We start from the raw sequence: 20,216 nt of genomic DNA, 5'->3' as shown, positions 1-20,216 counted from the left end.
CGCTCGTGCTCCGATTGGCAGGAATAGGCGCCGCGCAGGTGGTGTTATTGGTCTTGTGCCTAAGCCCGAAGGATCCTTCTCCCCCGTCCCACTGACAGCGCCGCCCGGCCCAGCAGTTGAAGCCGGGCCGGCGCCGGGCCGGCCGGCCGGACCGGCACCGGTGGACAAGGACACGACGGCGGGAATCCTGTTCGGTATCGGCGCCTACGGGCTCTGGGGGCTGCTGCCCCTGTACTTCTACGTTCTGCAGCCGGCCGGCGCGGTCGAAATCGTCGCCAACCGGGTGGTCTGGTCGCTCCTGTTCTGCGTCCTGCTCATCACCGTCACGCGGTCCTGGCGGGTCTTGGCTGCTGCTTTCCGGGACCGCACGGTGATTGGGCCGCTGTCCATCGCCGCTGCCCTGATCGCGGTGAACTGGCTGACGTACACCTACGGCGTGACCACCGGCCAGGCCGTCGAGGCCTCCCTGGGCTACTTCATCAACCCGCTGGTCTCTGTATTGCTGGGGGTCTTCGTCCTGAAGGAGAAGCTGCGGCCGCTCCAGTGGGCCGCCGTTGGCATCGGCTTCGTGGCCGTCGGGGTGCTGACGGTCTCCTACGGCAAGCTCCCCTGGATCGCGCTGACGCTCGCGCTGAGCTTTGGCCTGTACGGATTCGTCAAGAAGCGCGTGGGCCCGCGTGCGGAGGCGATCACGAGCCTCACCGTGGAGACGATCGTGCTGGCGCCCGTAGCTGCCGCGACCATGATCTTCCTCGCGGTCAGCGGGGCGGCAACTCTGGCTGCCAACGGTGCGGGACATTTCTGGCTGTTGGTGGCATCAGGGGTCATCACGGCGGTGCCGCTGCTGTTCTTCGGCGCGTCAGCCCGCCGTCTGCCGATGACCACGATCGGCCTGCTGCAGTACTTCGCGCCCGTCCTGCAGTTCATTGTGGCGCTCGTGGTGTTCAAGGAAACCATGACACCGGACCGCTGGGCCGGTTTCGGCGTCGTGTGGCTGGCGCTGCTGGTGCTGACCGTGGACATGCTGCACACGGCCCGGAAGAACTCCGTGACCCGGAAACGGGCCCGCGCCGCCGTCTAGCCCTGCCGCCGCGCGGGTCAGCGGCCTGCGCACCTCTGCCGCTGTGCGTTAGTGTCATCATGAAGGGGACACGTTGGGGCGAAATTGAGGATTGCTGGTGCCACAAGAGGATCGTGAAACTCCGGGCGGGCGCGACATCTCGTCCCTGGACTTCGACAGCAGCGGCATCTTGCGCCTTCAGTGGGCCCGCGGCGTGGCCATTGATGCCCCCAGCGCCCAGCTGGCCATGGATCGCGTCAATGAGTTGTGCGGCGGCCGGCCCACGCCGTTGCTGATCGACATGGCCACCACGGAGTCCGTCAGCCGGGCCGCCCGGGCCGTGTTTGCCAAACGCTGCGACGCCTCGGCAATCGCGCTCCTCGGCTCATCCGCCGTGGACCGGGTCCTCGCCAACTTCTTCCTCGGCGTCAATTCCGCGCCGGTTCCAACACGCTTTTTCACCAACGGCGATGAGGCGGTCCGCTGGCTGACCTCGCAGGGCCATGACGGGGCGTGATGATGACCGCCGCCTCGAGGAACTCGTGGACGGCATCGTCGTACTGTCCTCGGGTGATCTGTCGAACCGGCTGCCGGTCTCACCGGCCCGGGACGGGATTGACGCAGTCACCACCGGCATCAACCTGCTGGCCGAAGAGCTCCAGAGCATGTACGAGGACCTGGAAGTCCGGGTCGCCGAGCGGACCGCGCTCCTCGAGGCGGCCAAAGCCGAACTCCGGCGCGTCATCGACACAGATGAGCTGACGGGCCTGGCCAGCCGCTCGCTCCTGCAGGAAAAAGTGGCCGCAGCCGTCGCCGGGGCCGGCGCGGGACGCCAGCCGGCGCTGATCCTGCTGGATCTTGATTCCTTCCGGCTCATCAACGACAGTCTCGGCCACGCCGCGGGCGATGCCGTGCTGCGCGAGACGGCCCTGCGGCTCAGCGCGGCGGCCGGACCCGGCCACGTGATCGCACGCCTCAGCGGCGATGAATTCGCGGTGCTCGTCGCGGACCAGGACACGGAGGCGGTGCTGCAGACCGCGGCCCGGCTCGGTGAATCACTGAAGGACAGGATCGTCGCCGGCGGAGTGGCGGTCACCCTCACGGCGGGTATCGGTGTCCGGCTGGGGGAACCGGGCCTGCGGGGCGAGGAACTCATCCGCGATGCCGACATCGCCATGCACGAGGCCAAGAAACGCGGACGGGACACGCTCCTGGTGTTTTCCGCGGCCATGCACGAGGCCGCCAAGCAGCGGGTCCACCAGGTGGCGGAGCTGCGGACGGCGCTGGCGATGGATCAGCTCGAGCTGGAGTACCAGCCCATCATGGACCTGCGCACCGGAGCGATTGCCGGTGCCGAGGCCTTGATCCGTTGGCGCCACCCCGCCCTGGGCCTGCTGGGCCCGGATACCTTCCTCGACGCCGCCGACGACGCCGGGCTCACCGTGGAAATCGGCCACTGGGTGCTCCGGAACGCCATCGCGCAAACCGGCCGCTGGAAGTCCCTTCCGGGGCTCACCGCGGACTTCAGCACGCACATCAACCTCTCCCCCGCGGACCTGCACCACGTCGATCTGGCGCCCTATGTCGAAGGCCTGCTGGCCGAGCACGGCGTCGATCCCTGCCATGTCTCGATTGAAATCACCGAAACCGCGATCATGCGCGGCGGCCCGGAAGTGGCCGCCACCATGCAGTCGCTCAATGACCTCGGCGTCCGGATCGAGATCGACGACTTCGGCACCGGCTATTCCTCCATCAGCTACCTGCGCACGCTCCCGGCCGCGCAGGCGAAGATCGATAAGTCCCTGCTCGACGGGCTGACTACGGACCGGCAGCAGGAAACGTTCGTCGCCGCTATCCTGCAGCTGATCCATTCGGCCGGGCTGGGTGCCGTCGCCGAAGGCATCGAGGACAGGGAGCAAGCAGACAGGCTGCGGCAGCTGAACTGCGAATTCGGCCAGGGGTACTTCTTCAGCCGGCCGCTCCCGGTGGCGGACATGACGGACCTGCTCGCGCACAGAAACGGCGCGGTCGCGTGAGCGGACCCGTTCCGGCGGGCACACGCGAGACAGGTCCACGCAAAACAGGCACACGGAAGGCAGGCACACGCGTGCACAGGGCGGCAGACACTATCCGGCTCGCAGCCAGGGTCGCCGCACTCTCCCTGCACCGTCCCAGCCCCCCGGACCGGCGCTGGGATGCCTTCTGGCGCGGCGTGTCACAGGGATCCCTCAGGGAACCGATCATCTGGGACGCCGCCCCGGGCGCCGGGAACGAAGAGATCCGGCACCACCTGCAGGCGATGGCCGGTGCGATGGACACCAGTCTTCCGGTGATCGATCTCGGCTGCGGGAACGGCACCATCACGCGACGGCTCACCGGCATCTTCCCCTCGGTCCTGGGCGTCGACGTCTCACCCCAGGCCGTGGCAGCCGCGCATTCCGCGCAGCCGCCGGTCCCCGGCCTCAGTTTCCGGAGCCTGGATGCGACACAGCCGGCCGCGGCGGCTGCGCTGGCACGCGAACTCGGCGACGCCAACGTCTTTGTCCGCGGCGTTCTCCATGTCCTCAGCCGGCGACGGCAGGCGCGCCTCGCCGGCTCCATCGAGGCCCTCCTTGGCACCCGGGGCAGGATCTACCTCGTCGAGACGAACGTCCCGGGCGGCGCCCTGAGCTACCTGCGGGAACTGGGCGCCACCGGTAGACGGATCCCGGGACCGCTCCGCCAGGCCATTGCCGCCCTGCCGAAACCAGGCCACTTCGGCCCCGGGCAACGCTCGCGCGTGTTTCCCCCGGACCGCTGGACCCTTATCGCGGAGGGCCCCACCGTCCTGGAGACCGTGCCGATGGAGGCCGGCGGACCGCCCTGCAGCATTCCCGCGTACTGGGCGGTCCTGGCCCCGGGGCCTCAAACCTCCGGGAGGGAGTCCACGCGCTGGTAGTCGCGCGGGACCACGATCATGGGAACGGGGAGCGCCCGCAGCACCTTGAAGGCCGTGCTGCCGATGAACAGCTTGTACTTCTCCGCCAGGCGGGAGGACCCGACGATCATCACCTCGCCGTCGTCCCATTCCAGGTCGTCGATCGCTTCCTCGATCGTGCGCCCGTGGGCGACCTCCACACTGACGTGGTGGCCCTCCGGGAGGCGCTGCGCCGCGGCGGCCAGGATGGTGTTGGCGTGGATGTGGGCAGCGTTGACGTTTTCCCCGCCGTCCCCCTCGACGTCCAGTTCCACGAGGGAAACCAGCCGCAGCGGCACCCCGCGGCGCTCGGCGGATTCGATCGCGACGTCGATCGCCGCCTCCGCTCCGACCCGCTGGCCCACGGCGAGGGTCAGGCGCGTGACGGCTTCGGTGCGGCGGTAGCCGCGCGGCGCCAGGGCCACCGGGACCGGGGCCGCGTGCAGCAGGGCGTTGGCCACGTTGCCCACGGTATGGCGCTTGAACAGGCCGCTGCTGGCGGCACCCACAACGATCAGGCCGGCCCTGTACTCGAGTGCGGCCTCGATGAGGCCAGCCGCGAAAGATTCCGCCTGGCGGACATGGAAGTGTGCCTCCAGTCCTTCAGGGACCAGTTCCATTCCCTGGCGTTCCGCCGAGCGGATTTTCTGCTCCGCGGCGCTGACTTGGTTTCCCTCCGGATTCATCGCCACATAAGGCGTGTGCCGATCCACCACATAGACCAGGTCGAGATGGGCTCCCTGTGCCCGAGCCATGGCCGAGGCCAGGGCAACGGCGTCCGCACCGCGTTCGGTGGGTGTATAGCCGACTACGTATCGCATGTATGAACCCCTTTTGGGTCTGGGGCAGATGCCAGCTGCGCCCCGGGGGTTCCGGGCGACGTCGGCCGGTCTGCGTTCCTGCAGTGGATAGGAACGACTCTAGTCCAGCGGGCCCTCAAAGGTGGTGACTTATGACCCTGAACAGCACAATCTTCCGGGCCTACGCTGGGGTGGTCGAGGGGAGCGCATCATGGACGCCATTCGCAACCGCAGGACCCGGTCGCGGACCGCGGGGCTGGGAACCCTGACGCTCCTGCTGGTCATGACAGCCTGCACGCCGCCGGCACCGCAGCCCTCCGCCGGCAGCCAGCCGGCGTCGCAGTCCCCGACCGCCTCCGCCAGCCCGACCGCCAGCCCGTTGCCGTCCGCAACCGGGGATGCCGACGAAACGGCACCGCCGCAACCGGGCGACAAGGTGATCTCCTCCACGGTCACGCACGACTGGTCGGTGCCGGGGCCGACCACCCCGTTCCACACCGACCATGAGAATCCCGTGCCCATTGCGCCGCCGCCGGCGGCGCCGCTGCCGACGCTGTCCGCCATCGGCGCGGGCCAGCACCCCTCCGATGCCCCGCCGTATGACCAGTTGAGCTTCCGGTTCGCCGGCGGGTTCCCCAGCTACGACGTCGAAATGGTCCCCGATCTCGTCGACGACGGCAGCGGCCAGCCCATCCCGATGCCCGGCACGGGAACCCTCCTCGAGGTGACGTTCCGTGGGGCCCAGGCGCACACCGCGGACGGCACGGCCAGCACCGTGACCAGTGCGCCGCCACCGGCAATCGGATACACGGCACTCACCAGCTACGCGCCCGCCGGGGACTTTGAGGGCGTGCTGAGCTACGGAATCGGCGTCGGACGTCCGATGGGAACCGTTCCGGAGACCAAGGTACGCGTCATTGAGGTGGAGAAGATTGAGCAGGGCCAGCACCTGTACGTGGTGGCGATCCAGCTGGACGCGACCGCCTGGAAGTAGGGCCGGGTGCGGGGCCGAAACAGAAATCAGGACGGAAACAGCGGAGGAGCCGCGGACAAGATGTCCGCGGCTCCTCCGCTGAGTCGCCCGCTTTCGGGTAGCGCCGGGCATGCCGGGCCTCCCGCGTCTGCCGGGAAAGGATCGCCTTCCCGGCAGCTCATGGGGCCTTAGCCCATGGTGCCTGGAGTCAGGCGTTGGCCTTGATGGCCGCGGCCAGGACCCCGAGGCCGTCCAGCAGCAGCTCGTCGCTGATGACCAGCGGCGGCAGCAGCCGGATGACGTTGCCGTAGGTGCCGCAGGTGAGGATGATGACACCCTCCTTGAGGCAGGCTGCGGCGACGGCCTTGGTCAGTTCCGGGTTCGGCTCCTTGGAACCGGCCTGGACGAGTTCAATGGCCAGCATGGCGCCGCGGCCGCGGATGTCGCCGATCACGGAACTCTCAGCAAGCTCGGCGGCGAGTTCGCGCAGCTTGCCGAGGGCAATCTCTTCGATGTGCTTGGCGCGGCCGTTGAGGTCGTACTGTTCCATCGAGCCGATCGAGGCCAGCGCTGCAGCGCAGGCCACCGGGTTGCCGCCGTAGGTGCCGCCGAGGCCGCCCGGGTGGACGGCGTCGAGCAGGTCGGCGCGGCCCGTGATGGCGGAGAGCGGCATGCCGCCGGCGATGCCCTTGGCCATGGTGATGATGTCCGGGACAACACCTTCGTGGTTCACGGCGAACCACTCGCCGGTGCGGCAGAAGCCGGACTGGACCTCGTCGGCGATGAACACGATGCCCTTGTCCTTGGCCCAGTCCGCCAGCGCGGGCAGGAACCCGTCGGCGGGGACAATGAAGCCGCCCTCGCCCTGGATGGGTTCGATGATGATCGCGGCAACCTGCTCGCCGCCAATCTGCTTCTCGATCATGGTGATGGCGCGCTTGGCGGCCTCGGCACCGGTGATCTCCGGGTTTTCCTCGCGGAACGGGTAGCTCATCGGCATGCGGTAGACCTCGGGGGCGAACGGGCCGAAGTTGGTCTTGTACGGCATGGCCTTGGCGGTCAGCGCCATGGTCAGGTTGGTGCGGCCGTGGTAGGCGTGGTCGAACGCGACGACGGCGTCCCGGCCGGTGGCCAGGCGGGCCACCTTGACGGCGTTTTCAACGGCCTCGGCGCCGGAGTTGAACAGCACCGTGCGCTTTTCGTGGTCGCCCGGAGTGAGGCGGTTCAGCTGCTCGGCGACGGCCACATAGCCCTCGTACGGGGTGACCATGAAGCAGGTGTGGGTGAAGTGCTCCACGGCTTCCTTCACGGCGCCGACGACGGCGGGGTCCGAGGCGCCGACGCTCGTCACCGCGATGCCGGAACCGAGGTCGATGAAGGAGTTGCCGTCGACGTCGTGGATGATGCCGCCGTCGGCGTCCGCCACGAAGACCGGGACGCTGGAGGCGACACCGGCGGCGACCACGGCCTTGCGGCGCTCGGTCAGGGCGACGGACTTGGGGCCCGGGAAGTCGGCCTGGACGCGGCGTTTCTGTTCGAGCCGGTAGGTGATGTCATGTGCCGTGGTGGTCATGGGAAAGCCTTTCTAAGCGTGCGGTTGAGCGCGCGAGTTATGCGTCAGGTTGAGTTAGCAGCGTTATGCGGCCGCGGTATGCGTCTGCGTTATGCGTCCAACGCAGACATGACGTGCTTGATGCGGGTGTAGTCCTCGACGCCGTACATGGACAGGTCCTTGCCGTAGCCGGACTGCTTGAAGCCACCGTGCGGCATTTCGGCCGTGAGCAGGATGTGGGTGTTGATCCAGACGGCACCGAAGTCGAGGTCCCGGCTCAGGCGCATGGCGGTGCCGTGGTTGGACGTCCAGACGCTGGAGGCCAGGGCGTAGTCGACGTCGTTCGCCAGCTCCACTGCCTCGTCCTCGGTGCTGAACTTCTGCACCGTGATGACCGGGCCGAAGGTTTCCTTCTGGACGATGTCATCGCTCTGCTTGGCGCCCGTGACAATGGTGGGTTCGAAGAAGAAGCCCTTCTCGCCCGCGCGGTGGCCGCCGGTCTCGATCTTGCAGTTGGCAGGCAGGTGCTCGACAACAGACGTGACCGCGTTGAAGTGGTTGACGTTGTTCAGCGGGCCGAAGTAGTTGTCTTCGTCGTTCTGCGAACCCGTGTGCAGGGTCTTGGTGTGTTCCACCATGGCGGCGACGACGTCGTCGTGCACCGAATCCTGGACCAGGACCCGGGTGATCGCCGTGCAGTCCTGGCCGGCGTTGAAAAAGGCGAACTCGGCAATCGCCGCGGCGCTCTTCTTGATGTCGGCGTCGGCGAACACAATGGCGGGGGCCTTGCCGCCGAGTTCCAGGTGGGCGCGCTTGAGTCCCTTGGCGGCGCCCGAGGCGACGGCGATGCCCGCGCGGACGGAACCGGTGATGGAGACCAGGCCGGGGACCTTGTGCTCCACCATCATGGCGCCGGTCTCGCCGGTGCCCAGGACCACGTTCACGACGCCGGCCGGGAAGATCTCACCGGCGAGCCGGGCCAGCACCAGGGTGGATTCCGGGGTGGTGTCCGAGGGCTTGAGGACCACGGTGTTGCCGGCGGCCAGGGCCGGCCCGATCTTCCAGATGGCCATGAGGAACGGGTAGTTCCACGGGGCCACCTGCGCAACGACGCCGATCGGCTCGCGGCGCACGTAGGAGGTGTGGCCTTCGAAGTACTCGCCGGCGGACTTGCCTTCCATGATGCGGGCCGCACCGGCGAAGAAGCGCAGCTGGTCGGCGCCGGCGGCCACTTCCTCAGAGGCGATCAGCGACCGGACCTGGCCGGTGTTGCGGTGCTGGGCCTCGACGAGCTCGTCGCTGTTGGCCTCAACGGCATCCGCGAGCTTGAGCAGCATGAGCTGCCGCTGCCCGGGCGTGGTGTGCTTCCAGGTCTTGAAGGCGTCCTTGGCGGCCGTCATGGCGGCGTCGACGTCGGCCTGCACCGAAATCGGCGCCTGCGCCACCACGTCACCGTTGGTGGGGTTCACGATGGGCAGCAATCCTGTGCCGGCGGGCGTGACAAACTCGCCGTTGATGAAGTTTTGCAAGGTTTGAACCACGGTGTACAACCTCTTTCTTACTGCCAATGACGGATGTGTGACTGGTCACGAGCCTATGCCAGCACGGCAACGCAGGGAATAGGCACCTGCACACCATCCCCGCGGAACTTTAGTGCGCTTGACCAGCACCCGGCTATCCTGAATCCATGGCCATTTCACTCGCTGCCCTGCTGGGAGTTCCGTCCCTGAATCTCACCAAGGCCGGACTCGCCGAAACCACCTGGCACCAGGACATTCTTTGGGTGGCCGTCACCGAACAGGAGGATCCGCAGCGGTTCCTCAATGGCGGCGAACTGATCCTGACAACCGGGATGCGGCTCAAGAGCGCCGCGGAGCAGCGCCGGTTTGTGCGTCAGGTCCAGCGGGCAGGTGCGGTGGGCATCGGGTTCGGGGTCGGCCTGACGCACGACGCCGTTCCGCCGGCCCTGATCGCCGAGGCCAACCGGTGGGGGCTGCCGGTGGTGGAAGTGCCGTACGAGACACCTTTCATCGCGATCGGAAAGCTCGTGGCCGACGCCCAGTCCGCGGACCACCTGGTCAAGCTCGAGCGGCTCATCGCCGGGCACCAGATCCTGGCCCGCGCGCTGCTGACCGGCGGCGGCCTCGCCGAGCTCCTGAAACACCTGGGGTCGATGCTGCGCACCGAGATCGTCCTGACCCAGTTCACCGCCCAGCTGTACAACAGCGTCGCCGGCCACCCGGCGCCCAAGGCCGAGGGCTGGGCGTCCTACCCCATCCCCACGGGTCGCCGCGACGCCTGCACCCTGTGGGTGAAGCAGCCGTTCGAGGACACGGGCATCGTGGGCTACGCCCAGAACCTGATCAGCGTTGAACTCAACAACATGGTCAAGCAACGGCAGGCGCAGCGGGCGCTGGCCGGCCAGGTCCTCGACGACGTCATCCACGGCACGCTGGAGGCGTCCGAAGCCACCCGGCGCCTGGCCGGCGTCGGCATCAACAGCACCCGCAAGAACGTGGTCCTGCTCGCCGAATCGGCCGCCCACCAGAAACAGCTGGGCAGCTCTTCGCTGCCCCAGCCGCTTGCGGCGGCGGTCGGCTCCGTCGTCGGGAAGGACCTCGTGGTGGTGGTGCCCGACGACGGCAGTGGCGCCAGCGCCCTTGCCCGCAGCCTCAGCGACCACCTCGCCGAGGCCGGGATCCATGCCACGATCGGCATAGGCGGGGCGTACACCAAGCCCAACGGCCTGCGCTGGAGCTATTTCGAGGCCCGCGACGCGGCCAGCCACGGGCTGCCGGTCAACGAGCCCGAGCGCCTGAGCCTGACCTCGCTGCTGCTGGCCAGCGAGGACGTTCCGCTGGCGGACATGGCCAACGAATCGCTGAACCCGCTGCGCGCCTTCGACGCGGCGCACGGGGCCGAACTCATGGCCACACTGGAAAGCTACCTCGGCAACAACGGCTCGGTGGCGGCCGTCGCCGAGGAACTGACCCTGCACCGCAACACGGTCCGTTACCGGTTGGCACAGATCACCGAACTCACCGGATACGACCCCGCACAGACAGCGGACCGGGTGCAGCTCTGGCTTGCGCTCGCGGTGCAGCGGCTCAGCGCCCGGCACCCGCGCTGACCACCAAGCAACGCGGGGTCACTTAGCGCCCATTCCGGGCCGCACAATGGGCGCTAAGTGACCCCGCGTTGCATTTTGTGGGTTGTCACTTGCCGAGATATTCGCCACTAAAGGCTGAGTCTCAAACATCAAACGTCTAACCTTTAGCTATGGCTAGCAGCACGGCGGTTTCCGCACCTTCCCAGACAGCTCCACCCGGCGCGGTCCGCCCGCGCGGCGTGATCGTCGCCGGCGTCGTGGCGCTCGTGCTCATCGGACTCAACCTGCGCGCCGGCATCACCGGCGCCGCCGCGCTCTTCCACGACCTGCAGGCTGTCCTGGGTTACGGCCCGCTGATCGCAGCCCTGCTCCCCTCAATCCCCACGCTGTGTTTCGCGGTGGCTGGCGCTGCCACGTCCTGGCTTACCCGTCAGCTGGGGCTGGAAAAAGCCATCCTGCTCTCCCTCGTGATGCTGGCGGCCGGGCTGCTGCTCCGCGGCGTCCCGTCCACCGGAATGCTGCTGGCCGGCACCGTGGCAGGGATGTCCGGGCTGGCCATCTGCAACGTGGCCATGCCCTCCTTCATCCGGGTGCACTTCGCGGACCGCACGTCCCTCATGACCGCCGTCTACACCCTGACCATGACCACGGGCGCCACCGCCACCGCCGTGCTGATCGTTCCGGCGGCCCAGGCCCTGGGCTCGCCCTCGGCGGGCGTCGGCGCGATCGGATTCCTGGCCCTGGGCGCCTGCGTCGGCTTCCTCCCGATCGCGGTACACGCCCACCGCAACGCTTCCGCCGGCAAGGCTGCCCGGGTTTCGCCATGGCCCCTGCTGCGGACCCGCACGGGCGCGCTGATCACCCTCGGCTTCACGGTGCAGGCGCTCCTGGCCTACGCCGTGCTCAGCTGGTTCCCCTACATGCTGGCCACCATGGGCCTCACCGCCTCCGACAGCGGGCTCATGTTCGGGCTCATGCAGCTCGTCTCCGTCCCCGCCGGCATGGTGCTGGTGGCCATCGGCTCACGCCCCCGGATGTTGCGGACGGCGTTCTACCTTGCCACCGTGACCATGGCTCTGGGCATCCTGGCCATGCTGGTCCTGCCCCCTGCCTGGTCTCCACTGACCGCTGTGCTGGTCGGCTTCGGCCTCGGCATCTTCCCGCTGGTCATGGTGATGATCAGCCGCAGCGGCCGCAGCACGGCCGAGACCACCGCGCTCTCCACCGTGGCCCAGTCCGCCGGGTATCTGCTGGCGACGCTCGGGCCGTTCGGCATGGGCCTGTTGCACAGCGCCACCAATTCCTGGACGCTGCCCCTGGCCCTGCTGCTGGCCGTGGCCCTCGGCCAGATCGCGGTCGGCCACCTCCTCTCGGCGGGACCGAAGGAGCTGCGGGCCCGGGAACTGGCGGCCAACAAGCTGCGGGCGGCCACCCCGCACTCCTCGGAAGGAACCCGGCGATGACCCTCACGGCTTCGCACCGGCCGCCGCTGGCGGAGGAAATCACGGCCAAGCTGCGGGCTCTGATCCACTCGGGCGAGTGGCCGCTGCAGCAGCGCATCCCGGCCGAACCTGAGCTGATGGCCGCGTTCGGGGTCTCCCGTGGCACCCTGCGCGAGGCCATCAAGGCACTCGCCCACAGCGGAATGCTCGAGGTCCGCCGCGGGGACGGCACCTACGTCCGCGCGACGAGCGAGATCGCAGGCGCCACGCAGCGGATGTATCAGGACCACTCCCAAGAGCACATCCTCGAGGTCCGTGTCGGGCTGGACACCCAGGCGGCCCGGCTCGCTGCACGCCACGCGACGGCCGACGACCTCACCGCCCTGCGCGGTTTGCTCACCGCCCGCCGTGCCGCCTGGCTGGCCGAGGACTACGCCGCGTGGGCCCGGGCAGACTGGGACTTCCATGCGCGCGTGGCGCAGGCGTCCGCCAACCCGCTGCTGCATGAGCTGTATGTCAGCTTCGGCAGCGTATTCCACAATGACCTGCTCCGCCAGCAGCGGCGGGGAGGCTTCAACGGCCTGCCGCAGGAGGGCCACGACGAACTCGTGGCCGCGATTGCCGCCCGCGACGAGGCGGCCGCCGTCGAGAGTGTCACCCGGAACCTGAATTCCTGCGCGGAATGGCTCCAGGAGTAGCCCAAGGGATTCCCAAGGTGAACAGAAGATGCTCTGTCTCAGTGGCGGCCGCCACCCGCGCACCGGCCTCCCGGCCGGGCGGGTTCCCGCCATCATCGGCGTCAGCGCCGAGTCCAGACGGCCGGCCCCTGCGCCCAGCAGCAGGGGCCGGCTCGACTGGGCCACCCGGTTCCGCGGACGCCCATTAGGGTCTTAGTGCCGTAGACCGGACCCCAGCCCCGGTCAACACTAAGAGTGGCAGGACGCCGCACGAGGGTGCCCGCGACAAGTGCCGTTGCGCCCTGGTCCCCGGGCCGAGGTGCCGGTCTCGTTGGATGACAGTCTCGCCGGTGTCGCAGCGTGTGGTTTACCTCAGCAAGTACGTCGCGAGGAGGTCGATGGTGGGCAAGAAGAAGAAAAAGACCAAGGGCTCCGACGCAGAGGACGAGCGCGCCGGGAAGAAGATGCCGCGCAAGGAGTACGAAGCGCAGATGGCCGTCCTGCAGGGTGAACTGGTCGCCATGCAGGAGTGGGTGAAGTCCACCGGAGCCAAGATCTGCATCGTCTTCGAAGGCCGCGACACGGCCGGCAAGGGCGGCACCATCAAGCGCATCGTCGAGCGGGTGAGCCCCCGGGTGTTCCGCGTGGTGGCGCTCCCCACACCGACCGAGCGGGAGAAGTCGCAGATGTACCTCCAGCGCTACATGTCGCACTTCCCGGCGGCGGGCGAGGTGGTCATCTTCGATCGCAGCTGGTACAACCGTGCGGGCGTGGAGCGGGTGATGGGTTTCTGCACCCCGGAGCAGACCCAGAGGTTCCTCGACATGACTCCGATGGTGGAGAAGGCGATGGTCGACTCCGGCATCATCCTGCTCAAGTACTGGCTCGAGGTCAGCGCGGACGAGCAGACCAGGCGGCTCGAGAGCCGCATGGACGATCCCCGCAAGACCTGGAAACTCTCCCCGATGGACCTGAAGTCCTACAAGCGGTGGTATGACTACTCCCGGGCCCGGGACGCCATGTTCGAGGCGACCGACACCGCCTGGGCGCCGTGGTACGTCGCGCACAATGACATCAAGAAGCGCGGCCGGCTCAACGTCATCAGCCATATCCTCAGCCAGGTGCCCTACGAGCCGTACCCGGGGCTCGACGTCGAACTCCCCAAGCGCCAGAAGGCTGGCGGTTACACCGAGCCGGCACTGCCCGTGCGGCACATCCCCACCCCGTTCTAGCACCGCACCCGGCGATGAGGAGGAAGTCATGAGCGACGATCCCGGAGCAGTAGCTGGGGTGGCCCCGGCGGAGGCGGACGCGAGCTGGTACGCGCTGGCGCCGGCGGAAGTGGCGGCCGAGCTGAAGGTGGATCCGGCTGGCGGGTTGAGCACGGGAGAGGCGCAGCAGCGGCTGCAGGAGTACGGCCCGAACGCCCTGGCCGCCGCAAAGCAGGAGCCGGTGTGGAAACGGTTCTTCAAGCACTATCAGGACTACATGCAGATCGTCCTTGTGGTCGCCGCCCTGGTCAGCTTGCTGATCGCGGAATACGGAACCGCCATTGGTCTGGCCCTGCTGACGCTGTTCAACGCGTGGCTGGGATACCACCAGGAGGGCAAGGCCGAGGAAGCCGCCGCCTCCCTGGGGCAGATGATGAAGGCCATGGCCAAGGTGCGCCGCGACGGTGACGTTGTGGAGCTCCCCGCCGAACAGATCGTCCCCGGCGACATCGTGGTGGTCGACGCCGGTGACCGAGTCCCCGCGGACGGCCGGATCATCCTGGCGGCAACCCTCCAGATCGAGGAGGGCGCCCTGACCGGAGAGAGCGTCGCCGTCGAGAAGGACACGGCGACCATCGGCCGGCACGACGTCGGCATCGGCGACCGCCTGAACATGGCGTTCATGAACACGAACGTGACGCGGGGCCACGGCGAAATCCTCGTCACCACCACCGGCATGGGGTCGGAGGTCGGCCACATCGCCCACATGCTGTCCGGACAGAAGGCGGAGAAGACCCCGCTGACGAAGCAGGTGGACCGGCTCACCATCTTCATCATTGTCGCGGCCCTCTTCGCGTTTATCGCCATCGTCGTAATGGGCCTGGCCTCGGGCGAGTCCTTCGCGGTGCTCTTCGGAATCGGTGTGGCGCTGGCCGTCGGCTCCATCCCGGACGCGCTGCCCGCCGTCGTCACCACCATCCTGTCCGTCGGGTCGGTCAATATGGCCAAGAAGAACGCCATCATGAAGGTTCTCCCTGCGGTCGAGACCCTGGGCTCCACGTCGGCCATCAATTCGGACAAGACCGGCACCCTGACCCTGAACCAGATGACGGTTCGCGAGATCACCACAGTGCAGCACCACTACACCGTCAGCGGTGAGGGCTACAGCTTCGACGGCCAGATTCAACGGACCACCGGCGACGCCGAGCGGGATTTGGACTACGTGATGTACTCCTGCGCCCTGTGCAACGACTCCGATATCAACGACGGCGAGGTGGTCGGGGACCCCACCGAGGCGGCACTGTACGTGCTCGCGCAGAAGGGCGGCGTGGACGTCAGGGAATTCCGCCGGAACAACCCGCGTGTGGCGTCGGTACCGTTCGATTCCGATTACAAGTTCATGGCCACGTTCCACCGGATGCCGGGGGCCGATGGCAGGCCCGTGATCCGGGCCTACGTGAAGGGGGCACCCGACGTCCTCCTGAGCAGGTCCTCTTTCGGCCGGATGCCGGGCGGCCGCTCCGAGCGTCTCACCGACGAAATGCGGGGCAAGGTGCTTGCCGAGAACGATCGCATTGCCAGCCAGGGCAGGCGGGTGCTCGCCCTGGCGCAGCGCGAGTTCGATCCGGCGACGTTCCAGCCTTCGGGTGACCTGATGGCGCTGATGCAGGACCTGGAGATTTCGGCGCTGATCGGCGAGGTGGATCCGCCGCGCGCCGAGGCGGTGGCCGCCATCGCCAAGGCAAAGCACGCCGGCATCCGGGTCCGGATGATCACGGGCGACCACGCCGTCACGGCTGCGGCAATCGCCGAGGAACTGGGCATCAGGGGCCGCGCGGTGACCGGGGCCGAGTTCGCGGCCATGAGCGACGCGGAGGCCGACAGCCAGGTGGACGGGATCGGCGTGATTGCCCGTGTCGCCCCCGAACACAAGGTCAGGCTGGTCGAGGTGCTCAAGCGCAAGGGCAACATCGTCGCCATGACCGGCGACGGCGTCAACGATGCCCCGGCGATCGCGGCGGCCGACATCGGGATCGCGATGGGCATCACCGGCACCGACGTCGCCAAGGGCGCGGCCAAGATGATCCTGGCTGACGACAACTTTGCCACCATCGTCGCGGCGGTCGAAGAGGGCCGGCTCGTGTACGACAACCTGCAGAAGTTCATCCGGATCCAGGTCGCCAACCTGTTCATGTTCATTCTGGCGTTCATCGGGTCCTCGGCGTTCGCCATCGCAGGCACGGCCCTGCTCAGTCCGGCCCAGGTGCTGTGGATCCACATGGCGATCGTCGCCCCGATCGGGGCGGTGATGGGCCTGGATCTCGCGACGCCGGGCATCATGGACCGCAAGCCCCGGCCCTTCAATCAGCCGATCCTCGTCCGGTCGATGATGGTGCGCCTGTTCGTCGTCGGGCTTTTCATGGCGGCCGCGACGCTGATCCTCGTGCAGATCGGCAAGACCACCTACGGGTCACTGGAGGTCGGCCAGACCATGGCCGTGGTGGGGCTGGGGCTGATGAACATCTTCGTGGCGCTCAATCTGCGTTACCCGACCGAGAGCGCCTTCGGGCCCGCCACGGTGTCCAACCCGAAGCTGCTTTGGGCGTTCGCGTGGGCCGTCCTCGGCTCGATGCTGATCACCCAGATGAGGGTGATGCAGGACCTGTTCGGCACCGAGCCGCTCACCGGCCAGCAGTGGCTGCTCTGCCTGGTGCCGGGCGTGGTGCTGCTGTTCCTCGGTGAACTGTTCAAGATCATCCTGCGGGCCCGGGAATCGAAGAGCCGGGCCGCAGTCTCGGCTCCCCCTGTTCCGGCGTGAGTGCCCTGTTCCGGTGTGAGCGGACCTGCCACTGGTAAGGGCCGGAACGCGATGTTCCGGCCCGTACCAGTGGCATTTACCGGGTTGCGCCGGGTTGTGCCGGAGCTAGCGGACGAGGCCCTTCAGGACGTTCTTGGGGCGCTGCATCTCGCCGTGCTTGGCGCCGAGAACAATCACCCAGCCGGCGAACACGGGGATGGCCCACTGAAGCATCTTGAGCTGCTGCTGCGCGGAACGGAGTTCCTCGGAGGCGCCCGGCTTCGGCTCGGTGGCACCCTTGGCGCCCTCGGCGGCCAGTTTTTCGACCTTGGCTCCCTGCAGGCCCGCGTACAGGGTCACAGCGGCACCGGCGAGGGTGACGACGGACTTGTAGACGCTCAGCCGCGTGACGCTGTCCTGCTTGGCCATGCGGCCCTTGTTCTCCCACATGACAGCGAGGCCCGAAAGGAAATGCGCCCCAAACGCCGCCGTCTGGTACGGCGCCCACTTCTTCCAGCCCAGGCTTGAGAGGCGGGTACGTTCCGCCGGGTCCTTGGCTTCAGCAGTAGCACCGTTGAGCCCAATGGCGCCCATCAGGGAACCGCCGAACCAGGCGGCTGCCGTCAGGTCGTGAATGGATCGGGCAACAAGATTACCTGCCATGTTGAGCTTCCTATCGTCTGTCTTCGAATCCGAATCGCAGGGGCAGCAAGGCTGCCGGCCCGCGGCATGTCCACGAGCGGGGCCATGACCCGGCTATGGTAAGCACACTTACCAAAAACGCGGTAGTCCACGGGGCTGCCGCTTCGCCGCGCGTAGAATCGGCGGGTAGGCACACCACCGCAGGCACACCAGCACACCACCGGCACGCCGCCGGGGCACCGCCGGGGCACCGCCGGGGCACAACACCGTTCCACCGGACCAGATGAGGTTTGGCAGCATCAACGTGGCAGAAGAAAAGTCCGGGATCGAAGCCGCCATCGGCGACGCCGTCGACACTGCGGAGGCGGCGTCGAACAGTACCGTGCTCGACGTCGTCGCACGTTCGGGATTCGCCGTCATGGCAGTGCTTCATATCGTGATCGGATCCATCGCCGTCGCCCTGGTCCTGGGCGCGCCGGGCCAGGCCGAACCCACCGGCGCCATCGAACAACTCGCCGCCAACCCCTGGGGGCCGGCCGTGATGTGGGCGGCCTGCATCGCCTGCGCGGGCCTCGCGCTCTGGCAGCTGAGCGAGGCGACGCTCCGGGGCCGCCACCTGCCGCGCCGGGAACAGCTGGGCAAACTCATTTCCTCCGGCTTCCTTGCCATTGCGTACGGGAGCGTCGGGCTGAGCTTCGCGGGCTTCGGGCTCGGCCAGCGCGGCGATTCGGGCGACTCGACGCGGGATTTCAGCACCGCGCTGGTCCAGTCACCGTTCGGGGTCCCGGCCCTGGTCGGCCTCGGGCTCACCATCATGGGAATCGGCGTGTATTTCATCGTCAAGGGCTTCGGGAAGAAGTTCAAGGAGGAACTGCAGCATTTCGAAGGGACCCGCCGCGGCAAGCTGATCAGCGTGCTCGGCGTCACCGGCCACGTGTCGAAAGGGCTGGCCCTGATCCTGACCGGGCTGCTCTTCGTCATCGCCGCGGCGACTAACAACCCCGGCTCCTCCACCGGCCTGGACGGCAGCCTCAAGGCGCTCAGGGACCACCCCTTCGGCCCGTACCTGCTCCTGGCGATCGGGGCGGGGTTCATTGCCTACGGCGTGTTCGCGCTGGTCCGGGCGCGCTTCGGCCGGATGTAGCCGCAGGTCCGGGTGGAGATTTTCTTGTTGGCATCCGCCCGCGGGACTATCGTGGACATACCCCGGGCCGGGCTGGGACGGCCACCGGCGGCAGGTCTCGCAGAGGTATGTCATGAGTTACGTTCCGGTGAGCCGACGCACCCTCCGACGGCACCGTGAATCTGAGCGGTCCACGCGGCGGCTCGTTGCCGCCTTGTCCGCCGCGGCCGCTGCGGCCTGGCTGCTGTCCGTCACGTTGTCCACCGCGGTCCATGTCGACACCTTTGTCCACCATGTGGCCGTCGTGCTGCACGTGCTGTCGATGGTGGTGGCCTTTGGCGCCGTCGTCCTGGTGGACTGGCACGGTTTCCTGTGGCTGATCGGCAGACGCGACCTGGCCGAAACTATCAGGCTCGATGGTGCGGCGACACCGCTGATCTGGGGCGGCCTGGCCGGCATGCTGGCCACGGGCGTGTTCCTGAACCCGCACCTGAACAACCCGATGACGGACCTCAAGCTCGCCGCCGTCCTTGTGCTCAGCCTGAACGGGATCATGCTCATTCCGCTCATGCGGCGGCTGGCCAGGCTGACGCCCGATGCCTCGTTCAAGGACCTGGCCGTCGGGCAACGGGTCCATCTGCTGCTGTGCCTGGTGATCTCGCAGCTGTGCTGGTGGACGGCGATCGTCATCGGGTTCATCAACGCCGAGTTCTGAGGTGCTGCCAACGCCGCCGGGGTACTAGCCCGCGGCCTTCCGCAGCGGCACCACGTCGCCTTCCTGGTACAGCAGGGCGCGGATCTCGGACTCGGCGGAATCCAGCCGCCTCGGGTCGATCGTCTCCCCCGCCGCGAAGTGGTCCAGCAGCCGTGGATCCACGTAGCTTTTCCGGGCGATTGACGGCGTGTTGCCCAGGACCGCGGCCGCGTCCTGCATGGCCTGGCTCACCGCGCTCTTCCGGGCCGAGACTTTCGCCTGCGGGCCGCTCTGCGCCAGGCTGACCGCTGCCGCCGCCGTCCCACGAAGGGTGCGGAAATCCTTCGCGGTGAAGTCCTCCCCCGTGCGCTCCTTGACGTACTCGTTGATGTCCGCGCTCGACACCGGATGCCACTTGCGGCCGTCCTTGTAGGCCAGCAGCCGGGCGTTGCCGCCGCGGCGCTTGAGCTGGCGCACGACGGCGGCAAGGTCGGCGTCGTCGATCCGTGACTCCCAGGTCTTGCCGCTCTTGGCCGGGAAGCTGAGCCGGAGTTCGTTCTTGCGCACCTTGACGTGGGCGCAGAGCAGGGTGGCGAGGCCGTGGCTGCCGTTTTCGTTGGTGTAGCGCTCCGAGCCGACGCGCAGCGATCCGCTGTCGAGCATCCGGAAGGCGGCCGCCAGCACGCGTTCCCGGGTCAGGCCTTCAGAGCGCAGGTCCATGGTCACCAGGCGGCGTGCGGTCGGCAGGGTCTCGGCCAGCTGGAGCGAACGGTCGAACTTCAGCCGGTCCTTCCGTTCCCGCCAGCTCGGATGGTAGATGTACTGCCGCCGGCCCACCGCGTCGACGCCCGTGGCTTGGATGTGCCCGTTGTCGTACGGGGCGATCCAGACGTCCGTCCAGGCCGGCGGGATCCCGATGCCCTCGAGCCGTTCCCGCACGGGGCCCGGCGGCAGGGTGGAGCCGTCCAGGTCCTTGTAGCTGAACCCGGTGCCGGTGGGAACCCTGCGGTATCCGCGGCCGGACGCGTTGCTGTGGCGGAGCCTCACTGGCCCGATCCTGTGCCGGGGGTCTGCATGCGCTGCTCATTCATGACGGTAAGCCTACTGACTACCCGGCGGGTTTGCGCCGTTAACACACAACGCGGGGTCATTTCGCGCCCGTCCCGGAGGGGATTATGGG

17 protein-coding genes are annotated in these 20,216 nt (G+C 67.9%); 12 read left to right on the top strand and 5 right to left on the bottom strand.

What is annotated here, in order from left to right; all coding sequences use genetic code 11:
- Window positions 1–55: 55 nt before the first annotated feature.
- The 4 genes from rarD (at window position 56) to C560_RS21345 (ending at window position 3,998) form a co-directional block, all read left to right on the top strand.
- On the top strand, window positions 56–1,081 hold the full coding sequence (gene rarD / locus C560_RS0105855) for an EamA family transporter RarD (protein WP_026537494.1): 1,026 nt from the start codon (window positions 56–58) through the stop codon (window positions 1,079–1,081).
- Between the two features lie 91 nt (window positions 1,082–1,172).
- Window positions 1,173–1,577, top strand: coding sequence for a DUF7793 family protein (locus C560_RS0105850; RefSeq protein ID WP_018775176.1), 405 nt, complete (start codon window positions 1,173–1,175; stop codon window positions 1,575–1,577).
- Window positions 1,564–3,096 (top strand): putative bifunctional diguanylate cyclase/phosphodiesterase, encoded by a 1,533-nt coding sequence (locus C560_RS0105845; RefSeq protein ID WP_026537493.1) that lies wholly within the window; start codon window positions 1,564–1,566, stop codon window positions 3,094–3,096. The genes C560_RS0105850 and C560_RS0105845 overlap by 14 nt, the downstream gene beginning before the upstream one ends.
- A gap of 71 nt (window positions 3,097–3,167) precedes the next feature.
- Entirely contained in the window at window positions 3,168–3,998 is an 831-nt protein-coding gene (locus C560_RS21345) for a class I SAM-dependent methyltransferase (protein ID WP_051533031.1), read from the top strand.
- Here the strand turns inward: C560_RS21345 and C560_RS0105835 are convergent.
- Window positions 3,965–4,837, bottom strand: a complete 873-nt coding sequence (locus tag C560_RS0105835) for a universal stress protein (protein WP_043422655.1) — start codon at window positions 4,835–4,837, stop codon at window positions 3,965–3,967. The two genes, C560_RS21345 and C560_RS0105835, sit on opposite strands and share 34 nt — an antisense overlap.
- A gap of 190 nt (window positions 4,838–5,027) precedes the next feature.
- Here C560_RS0105835 and C560_RS22615 point away from each other — a divergent pair, with 190 nt between their 5' ends.
- Window positions 5,028–5,810 carry an AMIN-like domain-containing (lipo)protein gene (locus C560_RS22615; protein WP_051533030.1) on the top strand — a complete coding sequence of 261 codons (783 nt, stop codon included), beginning with the start codon at window positions 5,028–5,030 and terminating at the stop codon, window positions 5,808–5,810.
- A gap of 187 nt (window positions 5,811–5,997) precedes the next feature.
- Here the strand turns inward: C560_RS22615 and gabT are convergent, their stop codons facing one another.
- Window positions 5,998–7,362 (bottom strand): 4-aminobutyrate--2-oxoglutarate transaminase, encoded by a 1,365-nt coding sequence (gene gabT / locus C560_RS0105825; protein WP_026537491.1) that lies wholly within the window; start codon window positions 7,360–7,362, stop codon window positions 5,998–6,000.
- 89 nt (window positions 7,363–7,451) lie between these two features.
- A complete protein-coding gene (locus C560_RS0105820; protein WP_026266730.1) occupies window positions 7,452–8,882 on the bottom strand; it encodes a gamma-aminobutyraldehyde dehydrogenase in 1,431 nt (476 codons plus the stop codon).
- A 146-nt stretch (window positions 8,883–9,028) separates the two neighbouring features.
- Between C560_RS0105820 and C560_RS0105815 the strand changes: the two genes are divergently transcribed.
- The 5 genes from C560_RS0105815 to C560_RS0105795 all read left to right on the top strand — a co-directional run bounded on the left by C560_RS0105815 (window position 9,029) and on the right by C560_RS0105795 (window position 16,598).
- Window positions 9,029–10,471: a PucR family transcriptional regulator gene (locus tag C560_RS0105815; protein WP_018775169.1), complete on the top strand. Its 1,443-nt coding sequence runs from the start codon at window positions 9,029–9,031 to the stop codon at window positions 10,469–10,471.
- 149 nt (window positions 10,472–10,620) lie between these two features.
- Entirely contained in the window at window positions 10,621–11,913 is a 1,293-nt protein-coding gene (locus tag C560_RS0105810) for an MFS transporter (RefSeq protein ID WP_043422654.1), read from the top strand.
- On the top strand, window positions 11,910–12,590 hold the full coding sequence (locus tag C560_RS0105805) for a FadR/GntR family transcriptional regulator (RefSeq protein WP_026537489.1): 681 nt from the start codon (window positions 11,910–11,912) through the stop codon (window positions 12,588–12,590). Before C560_RS0105810 ends, C560_RS0105805 begins: the two co-directional genes overlap by 4 nt.
- A 329-nt stretch (window positions 12,591–12,919) precedes the next feature.
- Window positions 12,920–13,801 (top strand): polyphosphate kinase 2, encoded by an 882-nt coding sequence (ppk2, locus tag C560_RS0105800; RefSeq protein WP_231494280.1) that lies wholly within the window; start codon window positions 12,920–12,922, stop codon window positions 13,799–13,801.
- A 28-nt stretch (window positions 13,802–13,829) separates the two neighbouring features.
- A complete protein-coding gene (locus tag C560_RS0105795) occupies window positions 13,830–16,598 on the top strand; it encodes a cation-translocating P-type ATPase (protein WP_043422652.1) in 2,769 nt (922 codons plus the stop codon).
- A gap of 105 nt (window positions 16,599–16,703) precedes the next feature.
- Here the strand turns inward: C560_RS0105795 and C560_RS0105790 are convergent, their stop codons facing one another.
- Window positions 16,704–17,240: a hypothetical protein gene (locus C560_RS0105790; protein ID WP_026537486.1), complete on the bottom strand. Its 537-nt coding sequence runs from the start codon at window positions 17,238–17,240 to the stop codon at window positions 16,704–16,706.
- A gap of 262 nt (window positions 17,241–17,502) precedes the next feature.
- Here C560_RS0105790 and C560_RS0105785 point away from each other — a divergent pair, with 262 nt between their 5' ends.
- Together C560_RS0105785 and C560_RS0105780 are read left to right on the top strand one after the other, a co-directional pair.
- Complete coding sequence (locus C560_RS0105785) at window positions 17,503–18,363, top strand: DUF1206 domain-containing protein (protein WP_051533029.1); 861 nt, start codon at window positions 17,503–17,505, stop codon at window positions 18,361–18,363.
- Between the two features lie 112 nt (window positions 18,364–18,475).
- Window positions 18,476–19,057 carry a hypothetical protein gene (locus C560_RS0105780; RefSeq protein WP_026537484.1) on the top strand — a complete coding sequence of 194 codons (582 nt, stop codon included), beginning with the start codon at window positions 18,476–18,478 and terminating at the stop codon, window positions 19,055–19,057.
- 24 nt (window positions 19,058–19,081) lie between these two features.
- On the opposite strand, the gene C560_RS0105775 is transcribed toward C560_RS0105780, so the two are convergent.
- Window positions 19,082–20,083, bottom strand: coding sequence for a DNA topoisomerase IB (locus C560_RS0105775; protein ID WP_026537483.1), 1,002 nt, complete (start codon window positions 20,081–20,083; stop codon window positions 19,082–19,084).
- Window positions 20,084–20,216: the final 133 nt, after the last annotated feature.

The organism is Arthrobacter sp. 9MFCol3.1 (assembly GCF_000620385.1).
GTDB lineage: Bacteria > Actinomycetota > Actinomycetes > Actinomycetales > Micrococcaceae > Arthrobacter.
The sequence above is the reverse complement of the archived record's forward strand: the minus strand, read 5'-3'. Positions and strand labels throughout refer to the sequence as shown.

Coding starts and splice junctions, on each gene's coding strand:
- C560_RS0105785 (WP_051533029.1), top strand. CDS start 17,503: ATGAGGTTTGGCAGCATCAACGTGGCAGAAGAAAAGTCCGGGATCGAA.
- C560_RS0105835 (WP_043422655.1), bottom strand. CDS start 4,837: ATGCGATACGTAGTCGGCTATACACCCACCGAACGCGGTGCGGACGCC.
- gabT (WP_026537491.1), bottom strand. CDS start 7,362: ATGACCACCACGGCACATGACATCACCTACCGGCTCGAACAGAAACGC.
- C560_RS22615 (WP_051533030.1), top strand. CDS start 5,028: ATGGACGCCATTCGCAACCGCAGGACCCGGTCGCGGACCGCGGGGCTG.
- C560_RS0105815 (WP_018775169.1), top strand. CDS start 9,029: ATGGCCATTTCACTCGCTGCCCTGCTGGGAGTTCCGTCCCTGAATCTC.
- C560_RS0105780 (WP_026537484.1), top strand. CDS start 18,476: ATGAGTTACGTTCCGGTGAGCCGACGCACCCTCCGACGGCACCGTGAA.
- C560_RS0105795 (WP_043422652.1), top strand. CDS start 13,830: ATGAGCGACGATCCCGGAGCAGTAGCTGGGGTGGCCCCGGCGGAGGCG.
- C560_RS0105805 (WP_026537489.1), top strand. CDS start 11,910: ATGACCCTCACGGCTTCGCACCGGCCGCCGCTGGCGGAGGAAATCACG.
- C560_RS0105790 (WP_026537486.1), bottom strand. CDS start 17,240: ATGGCAGGTAATCTTGTTGCCCGATCCATTCACGACCTGACGGCAGCC.
- C560_RS0105810 (WP_043422654.1), top strand. CDS start 10,621: ATGGCTAGCAGCACGGCGGTTTCCGCACCTTCCCAGACAGCTCCACCC.
- C560_RS0105845 (WP_026537493.1), top strand. CDS start 1,564: ATGACGGGGCGTGATGATGACCGCCGCCTCGAGGAACTCGTGGACGGC.